The organism is Pseudovibrio flavus (assembly GCF_009711345.1).
Taxonomy (GTDB): Bacteria; Pseudomonadota; Alphaproteobacteria; order Rhizobiales; family Stappiaceae; genus Pseudovibrio; species Pseudovibrio flavus.
The window spans coordinates 76,926-90,160 of the sequence record NZ_SMMA01000063.1 but is presented as its reverse complement, the minus strand read 5'-3'; the positions used below and the strand labels follow the sequence as shown (position 1 = coordinate 90,160).

The following is a 13,235-nucleotide window of genomic DNA, read 5'->3' as shown; positions in this document are numbered from 1 at the left end:
GCATCACCCGAGGCGTTTCGGTGGTTTTTTATTATGCTCACCCGCTTAATCACATCAAAGCAGCCTAAGCGCCTTGAAGGCGTCTCCAGCGCGCTAGGTGTGGGCGGAAGGCTTCCTGTATTTGCTTGAACGCAGGTAGATGCTCCTCGGAATAGCAAGCGACCTCTGTCGAACAGAAGATAAGAACCCCGTGCAGCTTGGTCCTGGCGAAGAACGGTAGTGCCACATAGGAGCGCACGCCATGTGGTACAAACAAAGCCCAATCAATCGGCTTTAGGCTCTCCATCGTGTCATCGACGATGAGGTAATCAACGCCAAGGTCGAGGATCATCTCTGCAATCGTGCCAGCGAACGGATAGTCTTTTCCTTGCTCAAGGTCGTTGAAGATCCGTCCGGAATTATAAACGGTTACCCTGTTCTGGTGCTTTTTGATATTGGAGAACATAGTGGCTTCGAATGGTAGCTCGGCGCTAACCTCCCCAACCGCCGCCATCATCTCTTCCATGCCGTCAACGCCCTCAAGAGCAGCATTCAGATCAGTAAGAATCCGATTGGCGTGCTCAGAATCTCCAGAAGCACCTTCTACACTATTATCCGTAGGAACCACCGGAAGCTGCCGCTGCGATATCTCCCGAAAACTGTCGTCGACCCTAATCAAAAAGCCATAGCTTTTGGAAGCTGACAGCCCTTTTCCTGCACCGCACAACTTGAACCACTGCGGTTGGTTGTCGCATGCAACCAGCCTGAAGTGCACGGAAGCAGATCGACCTCTTTGAATGTCGTGAAGCGTCTGCGTGAGCTGCAAATAGTCGTCTGGATGCACTGCATTTTTACGAATACTAGGATTTTTCAGTACTTCGCAGATATCGAAAGGGAACCCTTGCCATCCGGTATGGAAACCGCAACTGAAGCTCTGCCTTAAGACATTCACTTCCCAGAGTAAAATTGGCGTGCCCTCGAAATGAGCGCCAACATAACTATCAAATTCGCTCATCGTTGAGCTAGCTCCTCATGCAGCAAAACCGTCTGCCAACCGGTTGCAACCGACAAATCATCACAGCGCTTTTATTGCCCGAACATTGTGGCAAACCAACCAAGCAACAAGTAAGTATTGCAACCTATATTTAGTATTTTTCGATTTGGTAGAACCAATAATCACCTTTATTTCAATCATACTTGAGAGATATAAGTAACACAAAGATTTCTCATGCTACTGGTGAAGTAAATTGGTGGAACCAATTTTAAAATCAACTAAAGAACCCTGCATCGAAGGACGGGTCGAGGTACTGCTCCGCGGCATGATTTCTAATGGCCGCTGGCAAGTGGGCCAGCGCCTACCCGCCGAGAGAATGCTCTCTGAGGAACTGGGCGTTAGCCGCAACACATTGCGCAGTGTGTTGCGCCGCCTTGAAGCTCGCGGGTTTGTACAAATCAAGAAGGGTAGCGGGTGCTATCTAACTTCGATCAGCCCAAGAGAAGTTGCTCCTGAGCAGGACGAGCCAGAAAGTCTGGACGAGCTGCTATCCAAGTTTGAAGCAGGCATCTTGTTTCTGCCAAACGTCTTTGCAGAAGCAGCACCTAAAATGGATGCCATGCGCATGCACTCTTTGCAGCGCTGCACTGGCCTTCTTGGCAAGGCAATTCTGGAGGAGAACTGGCCAGAGCACAAAAGGCAGTCTCTGGAGTTCTTCAAAACCGTTGTCGATACGCTGGAAAATCCGGTCATTACGCAGGTGGCCTGCTCGATTTGCGCCAGTACCTCTGAAGCGTTCCCTCGGCACTCATCCTTTGAGGAGCGCTCGCGCCATGTCCTGTTCAGTGACTTTGTTCACTTGCTGAAGGCGCTTGAAACACGAGACCCCGTTCAGGCCAGCAAAGCCATTCGCTCGCGCATCCTCAATACCGCGATCGCTTTGTCTGATCTTAAAAACCTGCCGCTTCCGCCAGTGCTTAAAGCGGCAGCCGATGAACATCTTCAAGAACTTGCTGCGCCTCGCCCGGGGCAGACAGATTCAAATACAGCAAGCCATTCGGGCTCGGCGCTGCCGCTGCACGAATGTCCTACGGGCAAACTTCTTCGGCATAAGAACGCCTGAAGATACGCTGTTTGGGAGGCAACTATGGAAAGATATGGAGCCGGCTACCTAGAAGAACGAAAACTAATTGCACGCGCACCGGGACTTATTCCGGGCCTTGTCAGCCTCGTTCTCGTACTAGCCGTATTTTACGCCACTTGGTGGATCTTCCAAGATCCACGCGGATACTTCCGCATGTACACGCCTTATGTAGGCTATATGTACTGCCGTTGGTGGCTCGTGATGATGATCTGGATGGTTTATCTGTTCGATCTTTATCCGTTCAAACGGGTTTGGCTGGAAAAAAGCCATCCAATTACCAAGGGCATTGTGCTCACATCGGTCTCCGTTGTGATCCTGCTCATCCTCATCAAGGGCTTCTTTGAATTCCTGCTCGGTAATTTCGGCCTTGCATACTTCAACCCTGCCCAGCTTGAAAAACTGCCGGGTATTACCTCGTTCTTCGCGATCGAGTATGCCTGTCTTGCAATCTTGATGTTTGCAGCGATTTCCTCGTGGCTTTCCCCTGCTTGGGTTATCGCATTTGAAAAGGCTCCGTGGGCCAATCTCAAACAGCCTGTTCTTGGCTTTACCCTACTTGCTGTAACGTTCTTCCTTTCGACGATCGTGTACTTTGTAACCATGCACTCACACATGGGTATTCTGTACCAGCCGTGGCAGTACTTTACATCCATCGCGCCTCCATACTGGGAGAACTTTGCTGATACCGTTTCCGGTAACTTCCACATCGCTTGGATCATGTGCTGTACAGTTGTGATCTGGCTCGTTGAAACTATCTGGCAGCGCTATCCGTTCAACCTGATCAAGAACGACAATCTACGCCGCATTTCTCTGTTCATCGGCATTATCGCAATCGCTCTAGCCATCAACTTCTTCCTGTACTTTGCTCAGGAACTGACATGGGGCGAAGCAATCCGTGGTACACGCCGTGAGCACTCACCAGACTGGCGCTGGCTGCACGTAGGTGAAATGGCAATCTTCTGGCTCGTTCCAGCTCTTGTATTGTCCTTCTACTTCAACAACTGGCCGAACAAGTTCTCCATGCCAGTGAACGTTGCAGTTCGTACCATCATCACACTTGTAGGCGCTGTAGTTCTCTACATCGTATACTACAAGACTTCCCACCTGTTCCTCGGCACCCAGAAGGGCTTCTCGCATCCGCAGCAGTTCCCGATGATCCCGATGATCTGGCTCGTGAACATTATGCTCGTGCATCACTGGTTCATGGACAACTGGCCAATGTGGAAGATGGTTCCAAAAACCTCTGATGAAATCGCAGCTGAACACGCACACGAAGCAGAAGTACTTGAAGACGAACGTCCTACCCGCTCTTACGGCTGGGGCATTGGTGCCGGTGTTGTTGCTGGCGTAGCTGTCTTCTTCGTTGTCGTTGCAATCCTGCCGTCTATGTACGCCGCGATTGACATTATCAGCTAGTTGAAGAGCGGGAGAGCACAATGACTACTTCGTTTGACCGTAGAACCTTCCTGAAAGGGGCAACAACTGGTGTAGGTCTTGGCGTTATCGGCGCCATGGGTCTCTACTCCTACTCCCCTCTTCGCAAAGCCCACTTCCCTGAAGTGGAACGGAAGATGACGGAAATCGGCACTATCAAGAGCCTCAAAGTTATCAATATCAGTGAAACCAGCTGGTTTGATAACGGTATCCTTACCGGAGACATCAAGCACGCCGGCGGCTTGCTGGTAGACCAGTACCTTTATAACTGGCCACCATTCGGCAATGGCAAAGGTCTGGGCAAAGGCTCATATGAAGAAGGCATCGCCAAGATCAAGCAATACCTACCGCATGATCTTGAAAAGGCTTGGGAAATTATCGAGAAAGAGTGCATCAACGTCGATAACGCAGGCGGCTTTGCAGCCCTTCTTGAAATTGAGGAAATGGACGGTAACAAGCGCAAATTCCTGCTTGATACCGGCTGGTCCTACAAATGGATGGACGAATGCTTCAAGCGTGAAGGCATTGATACAATGCTGCGCAACGGGGAGATCGAAGCCCTTATCATCTCTCACGAGCACTTCGACCACTATTGGGGCCTACCAGTTACCCTCAAGTACGCGCCGGATATTCCGATCTACATTCCAGAGGGCTTCTATAAAGAAGGTCTTCAGTACATCAAGGATTCCGGTCACACAGGCCAGCTGACCGAACTGAAAAATGGTTTGAACAAAATCATTCCAGGTGTCGCAACCTATGTATTCCCTGTTCCAATCATCTGCCGCGTGTTTGGTGAGCAGTCCATCTACTGCAACATCAAAGACAAAGGTCTGGTGAGTGTAACTGGCTGTTGCCATCAGGGCATCATCCAGTTTGCTGAAACCGCGTACAACGAACTGAAGTACGAGAAGGATAACTTCTACGGCATCTACGGCGGATTGCACATTTCGCCGTTTGATGACTGGGATCCAAAATATGACGATCTCGTAATATCGCTAGCCAACTACGACTTCGACATGATCGGTTGTAACCACTGCACCGGACTTGTTTGCGCCAACAAGTTTATCGATGCGGGGTATCCGGTAATTCAGGGCACTGCCCAGCATAGGTCGAAGGATACGGCCTACCTAGGCAACGGTGACACCATCACTTTTGGATAATCCAGCACGGACCGGGTCAGCATGTGGGGCTGACCCGGTCTTGCCTTTTCTATCGGAGACACACCTGTGCTCAATCTGGAAACCCTTCTTCCGCCAAGTACCTTGAACAACCCTCGCCTAACCGTTGAAACACTACCTTCATCCGCGATGATGAGGGTGAACTTCATTCCCGGTGTTCGCCAGCGTTTGGGGTGGGCAGGCATGCGCGAATGCCCCCATTTTCGTGGTGCGCTTACAGCTAAACTAACAGAGCGGCGTGGCGTCTATGGTTTAGCACTTTTGGAAAGAACGGCAGAAGATGAAGCCAAGAGGCAAGCACGCTTCAGCCTCTACTATTTCCCTGACCCACAAGAGGAAGTGTTTGAAGACTTCTCCATTCAAGCCTGCATTGAGGCTTTAGAAGAGGACTTCATCGCCAAAGTCCGCGACTTCCCGCAATTCCCTTCGATGTGCCAGCTATTCCACGTCGGTGTGCTTTCGGTAAGCACAAAAGGAACCACTAGCCTTTCGATACAACTGGAAAGCCCTGAGCGGGACGTATTGGTCGCCGCCGAGGGATTGACCATCACCCGCGCAGATGGCGCAGAGCTTAAACTAGACGCTGGATCAATAGATAAAAACTTGCCTTCACTCGAATTGGCAATGCCGTTCTTCCGCTCTCTCGCCGCGTCCCTATCCCACCTTCTTACCCGCACACCTGAAACTCTCGATGAGTGGGTATCCGCACACTCCACCTTTGCTTATGGCACCCATGCTGAAATTTTTGAGTACCAGAAGGCCGCGACAACGTGCAAAACACTTCGCCTTGGCTGGGGTCTTGAGAGCACAGTCGAGCAAGAACCGCGAGCAGAAACCATTGCAGAGATCCACTGGAGAGCGCCCGCCAATTATCCACCTCAATATGAGAATGAAAACTGGTGGAGTGAACGGGTACCGGGAGCGCGCCACTCAATGGACTTGACCACACTTGGTATCTATGAAAAGCCAAAGCTCATCGTTCTAACCGGCTTCCTTGGCTCCGGTAAAACCTCCTACCTCACCCGCTTCATCGAGTACCAAGCCTCAAAGCACCGCTTCGTTGCTGTCGTTCAGAACGAAATTGGCGAAAAGGGTCTGGATGCCCAGTTACTTGGACAGCATTACGCTGTCGCTGAGATGGACGAAGGCTGCGTTTGCTGCTCCCTTGTCGGCAATCTAGGTGCAGCATTAAAAGAGATTTCCAGCCAATATCGACCAGACTATCTCGTGCTTGAGACTACCGGCCTTGCAAACCCTGCCAACCTTTTGAAAGAGCTATGGGAGCTTGAAAACGAACTGGAGTTTGCATCGATCACCTGTGTTGTCGATGCGCTTAACGCCCTACAGCATATGAACAAATATGGCATTTGGCAGGATCAGGTTCGCTTGGCCGATGTTGTGCTGCTGAATAAATGCGATGTTGTTTCACAAGAAGAGCTTGCCAATATCGAGCGAGAGATTGCGCGCCTATCGCCGCATTCGCTCATTCACCGCGTTGTAAATGGCGACATTTCTCCAGCCGCGCTTTATGGCGTCAACGCTACCGTTTCACGCACGGCACCGGAAGGTTCGCAGTGCGGGTGCAATAGTCAGGGCCATAGTTTTAGCTGCGCCACTCACAGCCACTACAACATTACTTCCGCTATGTGGCAGGCGCCTGCCCTTCTTGAAGAAGACGCCTTCAAATTAGCGGTATCAAAGCTGCCAGATTCTCTCTTACGGATGAAAGGCATACTGAACTTTGTCGGCACAGATCACCAAGCGCTTTGCCAGTATGTACCGCAGGCGCTATCGCTGACGCGGTATCGCGGGGAGTATGAAGCAGAGCCATTCCTAATTTTCATCGGCGACAAGCCAGAGGAAAGTATCAAGCTACTAGAAGCGGAACTCTATCGTATTCCCTGTATCCAGTGATTCGTGATTTTGCCTCCCAAGCGATCAGGCAAAATCCGCGGCGTCAGAGGCTTCCCTCCCTCTGGCGCCTTCTTTTTTGGATGAGCAGCTGCTCACTCACCGGCTGAAAGCTCCGCCTCTTCAAACGTCACACCAGCACGTCCACAAAAACCACGGCGACGACGACGGCGTACCCAAGGTCGCGCTTCTAGTTCTTCGCCTTTACAGCAGCGCACTTCACCGCCTCCGATCTTAATAGCAAGCCCTTCGGACAGCGCAGTAGCAACGGTTGTTCTGGCCTGAGCGACTAGTCTTGACAGGGTCGGACGGGAAATTCCCATCATCTCTGCAGCGGCAATGTGCTCAAGTCCTTCCGCATCAACAAGCCGCAAAGCCTCAAGGGCATCTTCAGAAAGCACGACTGTTTCTAGTTCCTGCATCGGAACGCCCTTAGGCTTGAAGAAATCGACGCGGCTCAGTTCTTGCACAACTCTCAGTTTTCTTGGTCTTGGCATTGGATAGCACCCCTATAATGAGCATATGTTCATTATAAGAAAGACACAGACGCGCTTCAATCATATTGAACATAGGTTCATTACGGACGACCGACTACTTAGGCAGGAATTTCCCCTCAGAACGTGCAACGCAACGCTCACCAACATGCACCTCGCCCTGAATAAGATAGAGCTTTTTCTTTGCCTCTATAAGCTTGGCGGAAACTTTCAAAGACTCACCAATGCGGATGGGGTGCATATACCGAACATGCAAATCGGCGGTAACAGCCTCAATGCCTTGACTGAAAAGCACATGCACCATGGCGGAATCCAAGATGGTGGCGATTAAACCGCCATGCATTTGGCCGGAATACCCTTCTGTGTTTCCTTGGGGAGTAAAGCTCGTGAAAACCGAGCCATCGTTCTGGCAATGAAACGTCAGCTTCAATCCATCGGAAATTTTAGTGCTGCAGACTACGCAGTTGTCGTGGGAGGCACAGCTCTCAACCACTTTCAAAGATTGGTTCGTCACGTTCGGCCTTTCTGTGCGGTTTGGAGGATAACCACACTATGGAACCAACGTGTTGTAGAGCGCCGCCCGCTATCGTCGCAATGCGTATAACATTTAGGCGGAGGCACCGCAGCCGCTAAGCGACTGAATATTCAATCGCTTAGCCAACAATATAAAATGGAATATTTTGAAGGGGTTTTCGATGCTTAGTTGAACCCACTTTCAGCAAGTGGCTTAAGGTCATCGTCAAAGTGCTTTGTCATGAGCTTCACAGCCAGATCCGGGTCTTGGGCTTTGATCGCTTCTGCAATCTTTAAGTGAATCTCGACACTCGACCGTCTATCGCTTTCGTTCTTACGGCAACGCCATGTGATTGGCCAAGTCGTACGGATAACGTCGTTAAACGCGCCCATAAACACCCCGTAAACTGGGTTACGGGAGGCAGTGCAAAGCTCCTGATGGAATGCGAGATCATTGGTCATAAGGAACTCGGAGTCCTCGAAATTCTCACACATTCCCTTGGCGATATCGACGAGCCTATCTGCCTGCTCCTCGGTGCGCATAAGCGCGGCTAGGTGCACAATGCGCGCTTCAACGGTCCGGCGCACGTCATGGATCTGCCCAATGGTGATCTGCCGCGTTCCAACGCCATTCATCATGAAATCGGCCATGGTAAACCGGTCAAGACTTGCCACACACGCGCGCTTACCCGGCGCAAGATCAACGATGCGCCGCGCTTCCAGAAGCTTCATTGCTTCTCTAACAACAGTTCGCGACGCGCCTGTCAGGCGACCAAGCTCACTCTCACTTGGCAATGAGTCACCCGGCGAAAGCTGCTTCCTACAGATGTACTCCTGAAGCCGACTAGCAACCTGAGCAGACATAGGCTGCTTGGCTGACTGTGATATTTCTCTTGCTTCATCATACATTTTCGGATCACTTGTGATTACAGGTTGACACTCACTTGTCATACAGGTAGCGTGTAACTGTTCACATATCAAGGGTGCTCTTGCGATTTTGCCCCTTCCGCTAACAAGAATAGACTCGGCAAGTAATTCAATACTTGCCGAGCTTTTTTACTTGTATTTCTACTTTATATATTTACCTGAGATATGTATTAGCCCAAATTTACACGCACTGGATTTTCATATTTCCTCTGCCCAGATCGAGTAATACATCACCTAACGGGTGAAACTACAAGATTGACACCCAGAGAGCAGAACCTCCTCTGGGTGAAACCGGGAGAAAAATGGGCGTCGGGAGACAGAACGGCGCCAGTTTTGGAGGAAATATGAATAAGTTTGCTGCTACACTTGCGTTAGGTGCCGCACTGGTATCCGCGCCACTTTGCGCATCTGCCGAAACCTATTCGTTCAAATTCACCAGCGCCAACTTCGCAGGCGAACAGGTGTTCGATATCCAGAAAGAATGGTCTGATAAAATCGCGGACGCCAGCCGTGGCCGCTTCCAGATCGACCTTCTGCCTCTGGACTCCGTTGTAAAGCCAGCTGACTCCGTACAGGCTGTGCGCAACAACATCATCCAAGGTGGCATGCTCACCTCTGCTCACTTTGCAGGTATGGACAAAGGCTTTGGCCTTATCGGTGATACGCTCGGCGCATGGGACAGCGACGAAGACATCCTGAAGTTCTACTATGCTGGTGGCGGTTTCGAAATCGTAGACGAAATCTTCCAGGAACAGGGCGTGAAGCTCATCGGTGTTTCCCTGACCGGTGCAGAATCCATCCCTTCCAAGGTCAAAATCGAGAAAGTTGAAGACTTCAAAGGCGTGAAGGTCCGTGCACCATCTGGTCCGGTACAGAACCTGTTTGAAGCTATGGGTGCAACTCCGGTTAACCTGCCAGGCTCTGAAATCTATTCCGGTCTGGACAAAGGCATCATCGACGCTGCTGACTTCTCTACCTTCTCCAACAACCAGCAGCAGGGCGTGAACGATATTGCGAAATATCCGATCTACCCTGGCATCCACTCTTCCCCAACCGTTCATATCTTCATGAACCTGAAGATCTGGAACTCTCTGGACGAACAGGACCAGACCTTCCTGCTGACCTACTTCCGCGGCATGGCTCTGGATACCCTCATCCGTCCGCACCTCGATGACGAAATCGCATACAAAAAGGCTGTAGCTGAAGGCGCAACCCCAGTTGCATGGTCTGCCGAAGAAAAAGCAAAGGTCCGCGAACTCGCTAAGACCGTTTGGGAAAAAACCGCAGCTGAGTCCGAGATCGGCCGTCGTTACCTCGACGCTCTCCTCGCTCACCTTGAAGCACGCGGCAAATAATCCGCACTTTCCCAACCAAGCCCCAAGGCGTGCGGCGGGTTAATCCCGCCGCCAACATATACGGCAGATGGAAATGCTAAGCGGCCTATCAAAATTATCAGATAAAATAGATAGAATAATCATCGCCTTCGGTCATCTGGTGACCTGGCTGTTCATGGTTATCGTTCTAATAGGCTTCTACGAAGTCGTCATGCGTTACGCCTTCGATGCACCAACCTTCTGGGTGCACGAGTCTACAACCTTCATCGTCAGCATCAGCCTGCTTTATGGTGGTGTTTACTGCTATTCGGCACGCCGTCATATCTGCATGACCTTTCTGGTAGACAACCTGCGCCCGCAATCACGTTGGTTCGTCGACCTGTTCGTTCACATATGCATCATCGGCTTTACCTTGATGATGACATACGGCGCCTACCTCAACGCGCTGGATGCTTTCTTCACCTATTCCGGTGATTTCAAACTGCAAACCTCAGGCAGTGCCTGGGATACCCCGTTCCCGGCTTTCAACAAGGGCTTCTTCTTCCTCTCCAGCGTCATGCTGGTGATCTTGAGTGTTCTTCATACAGCAAAGCACCTGACTCAGTTCTCTGATGCGATGAGTGGCAAACAGGGAGAGAGCGAATGCTAAGCGCTATGGGTATCGGTTTCGCGACCCTCTTTATTCTTGTCTCAATGATCGTCCTGCTTCTGGCGGGTATGCCGCTGGGATTCTTGACCGGCTTTGTAGCTCTTGGTGTTTCTTACCTGTGGTTTGACACCGGCGCTGTGATGCAGATGGTTGCAGGCCGCGTCAGTGACTTTACCGAAGGCTACACCTTCGTTGCTGTGCCAATGTTCGTGTTGATGGCCTCGCTCCTCGACAAGACCGGCATTGCAAAAGACCTCTACAACGCCATGCGCATTATCGCTGGCCGCCTTAAAGGTGGTGTAGCGGTTCAGTCCATGGCAGTGGCTGTGGTTCTGGCAACCATGTGCGGCATTATCGGTGGTGAAATCGTGCTTCTCGGCATGATCGCGCTGCCTCAGATGCTGCGCCTTGGCTACAACAAGAACCTTGCTATCGGTACTGTTGTTGCAGGTGGTGCACTTGGCACCATGATGCCACCGTCTATCGTGCTCATTATCTACGGTCTGACCGCCAATACCTCCATTGGTGATCTGTTCCTTGGTGCAGTACCTGCCGCTTTGATCCTCGCCGGCATGTACATGACCTACATTCTGGCAATCTGTCACATCAAGCCGGGCTATGGCCCTGCGATGGATGCCGAGGAACTGGGCCAGCTGACCCGTGCCGACCTCATCAAGATCGCCCGCGACATCTCTATGCCGCTCATGATCGCGGTCTGGATTTTGGGCTCCATCTACGGCGGTATTGCATCTGTTACCGAGTCTGCCTGTATGGGTGTGGTCGCGGTAATGATTGTTGCAACTCTGCGCCGTGAGCTGACCTTCACCGTCGTGTTTGATGCCCTCATCCAGACCATCCGTACCGTTGGTATGATCATCTGGGTTGGTATCGGTGCGACCATGCTCATCGGTGTTTACAACCTCATGGGCGGCGACAAGTTCGTCAGCAACATGATCCTGTCTCTGGACATCAGCCCGCTGACCGTCATCCTCTTCATGATGGCGATCCTCATCGTGCTCGGCATGTTCCTTGACTGGATTGGCGTTGCAATGCTCACCATGCCGATCTTCGTGCCGATCATCACCCAGCTTGGTTATGATCCAGTATGGTTCGGTGTTCTGTTCTGCGTGAACATGCAGGTTTCCTTCCTGTCTCCTCCGTTTGGTCCAGCAGCCTTCTACCTCAAGAGTGTTGCTCCGCCGGATATTAGCCTGACCGATATCTTCAAGTCTGTCTGGCCGTTCATCATCATGCAGATCATGACCATGGGTATTCTTATCGCCTTCCCTGAAGTCATCACTTTCATGTACTCCTAATCAAAAGACGGGTATTTCCAAGGAGATACCCGTTTCCCCTCTACGAAGAATAACCAACTCCAATGCGCCAGAGAGCGCAAATGCCACCGGAGATCTAAAATGTCTGAGAAACCAACCCGCCGCTCCCAAGCTTGGTTCGGAGGCGTTACCAAGGATGCCTTCATCCACCGCAGCTGGATGCGCAATCAGGGCCTGCCGGATGACACCTTCGACGGTCGTCCTATCATCGGTATTGCACAGACTTTTTCCGAATTCACCCCATGTAACGCACACTTCCGTGAAGTTGCAGAGCACGTAAAAAAAGGTGTTCTGGAAGCTGGCGGTGTGCCTTTTGAATTCCCTGTGTTCTCCTGCGCAGAATCCAACGCACGCCCAACCGCGATGCTGTTCCGCAACCTTGCTTCTATGGACGTTGAAGAAGCAATCCGCGGCCTTCCGATCGACGGCGTAGTGCTGCTGACCGGCTGTGACAAGACCACCCCTTCACTCGTGATGGGTACTGCAAGCTGTGACGTTCCTGCGATCGTAGTTCCGGGCGGCCCAATGCTGAACGGCCGTTACCGTGGTGAGCTTGTTGGTTCCGGTACTGCTGTTTGGAAATACGACCAGATGGTAAAAGCTGGCGAGATGACCATTGAAGAGTACATGGGCGCTGAAGCTGCTATGTCTCGCTCCAAAGGTCACTGCATGACCATGGGTACAGCATCCACTATGGGTTCCATGGTTGAGTCTCTCGGCCTTACTCTACCGGGCGCAGCTGCTATCCCTGCAGTAGACAGCCGTCATGGCCTCAATGCACGCCTTTCCGGTCGCCGCATCGTTAAGATGGTTGAAGAAGATCTCAAGATCTCCAAGATCCTGACCAAAGAAGCATTCGAGAACGCCATCCGCACCAACGGCGCTATCGGTGGTTCAACCAACGCTGTAGTTCACCTGCTTGCAATGGCTGGCCGCGTTGGCGTTGATCTCACCCTTGACGACTGGGATCGTCTGGGCCGCGACATTCCGACCATCGTGAACCTGATGCCATCTGGTAAGTACCTGATGGAAGACTTCTACTACGCTGGCGGTGTACCTGCTGTTATGCGCGCGCTTCTCGAGCACGGCAAACTGCACGAAGACATCATCACCGTGAACGGCAACTCTGTCAAAGACAACATCAAGGACGCTGAACGTTGGGGCGATGATGTCATTCTTGATTGGGACAAGCCACTGGTTGAAAGCGGCGGTATCGCTGTTCTGCGCGGTAACCTTGCTGAAAACGGCTCCATCATCAAGCCATCTGCAGCTTCTCCTGAACTCATGAAGCATCGTGGTCGTGCGGTCGTCTTTGAAGACATCGAAGACTACAAGGCCCGCATT

General features: G+C 51.6%; 12 protein-coding genes. 8 read left to right on the top strand and 4 right to left on the bottom strand.

The features are described from left to right. Window positions 1-64: 64 nt before the first annotated feature. Window positions 65-994, bottom strand: a complete 930-nt coding sequence (locus E1162_RS12280) for a GAF domain-containing protein (RefSeq protein ID WP_155131251.1) — start codon at window positions 992-994, stop codon at window positions 65-67. A gap of 235 nt (window positions 995-1,229) precedes the next feature. On the opposite strand from E1162_RS12280, the gene E1162_RS12275 reads away from it, so the two are divergent. The 4 genes from E1162_RS12275 to E1162_RS12260 all read left to right on the top strand — a co-directional run bounded on the left by E1162_RS12275 (window position 1,230) and on the right by E1162_RS12260 (window position 6,643). Further along, entirely contained in the window at window positions 1,230-2,096 is an 867-nt protein-coding gene (locus tag E1162_RS12275; protein WP_371311925.1) for a FadR/GntR family transcriptional regulator, read from the top strand. A 24-nt stretch (window positions 2,097-2,120) separates the two neighbouring features. Then, window positions 2,121-3,533: a hypothetical protein gene (locus E1162_RS12270; protein WP_155131245.1), complete on the top strand. Its 1,413-nt coding sequence runs from the start codon at window positions 2,121-2,123 to the stop codon at window positions 3,531-3,533. A gap of 20 nt (window positions 3,534-3,553) precedes the next feature. Beyond that, window positions 3,554-4,711: an MBL fold metallo-hydrolase gene (locus E1162_RS12265; RefSeq protein WP_155131242.1), complete on the top strand. Its 1,158-nt coding sequence runs from the start codon at window positions 3,554-3,556 to the stop codon at window positions 4,709-4,711. A 66-nt stretch (window positions 4,712-4,777) separates the two neighbouring features. Continuing rightward, window positions 4,778-6,643, top strand: a complete 1,866-nt coding sequence (locus E1162_RS12260; protein WP_155131239.1) for a CobW family GTP-binding protein — start codon at window positions 4,778-4,780, stop codon at window positions 6,641-6,643. A gap of 92 nt (window positions 6,644-6,735) precedes the next feature. Here E1162_RS12260 and E1162_RS12255 read toward each other — a convergent pair whose 3' ends face one another. From E1162_RS12255 to E1162_RS12245, 3 genes are all read right to left on the bottom strand, one after another. Further along, window positions 6,736-7,137 carry a DUF134 domain-containing protein gene (locus E1162_RS12255; RefSeq protein ID WP_155131236.1) on the bottom strand — a complete coding sequence of 134 codons (402 nt, stop codon included), beginning with the start codon at window positions 7,135-7,137 and terminating at the stop codon, window positions 6,736-6,738. Between the two features lie 94 nt (window positions 7,138-7,231). Further along, complete coding sequence (locus tag E1162_RS12250) at window positions 7,232-7,627, bottom strand: PaaI family thioesterase (protein WP_371311934.1); 396 nt, start codon at window positions 7,625-7,627, stop codon at window positions 7,232-7,234. Window positions 7,628-7,833: 206 nt separating this feature from the next. After that, the gene (locus E1162_RS12245) at window positions 7,834-8,556 is read right to left on the bottom strand and encodes a FadR/GntR family transcriptional regulator (RefSeq protein WP_257098938.1); all 723 of its coding nucleotides are present in this window, start codon (window positions 8,554-8,556) and stop codon (window positions 7,834-7,836) included. A gap of 362 nt (window positions 8,557-8,918) precedes the next feature. Here E1162_RS12245 and dctP point away from each other — a divergent pair, with 362 nt between their 5' ends. The 4 genes from dctP to E1162_RS12225 form a co-directional block, all read left to right on the top strand. Further along, on the top strand, window positions 8,919-9,929 hold the full coding sequence (dctP, locus tag E1162_RS12240; protein ID WP_155131227.1) for a TRAP transporter substrate-binding protein DctP: 1,011 nt from the start codon (window positions 8,919-8,921) through the stop codon (window positions 9,927-9,929). Between the two features lie 73 nt (window positions 9,930-10,002). Beyond that, entirely contained in the window at window positions 10,003-10,557 is a 555-nt protein-coding gene (locus tag E1162_RS12235; RefSeq protein ID WP_257098937.1) for a TRAP transporter small permease subunit, read from the top strand. Further along, complete coding sequence (locus E1162_RS12230; RefSeq protein WP_155131221.1) at window positions 10,551-11,873, top strand: TRAP transporter large permease; 1,323 nt, start codon at window positions 10,551-10,553, stop codon at window positions 11,871-11,873. Before E1162_RS12235 ends, E1162_RS12230 begins: the two co-directional genes overlap by 7 nt. 99 nt (window positions 11,874-11,972) lie before the next feature. Beyond that, window positions 11,973-13,235, top strand: a 1,263-nt coding sequence (locus tag E1162_RS12225) for a dihydroxy-acid dehydratase (RefSeq protein ID WP_155131898.1), incomplete at its 3' end; no start/stop codon positions are given.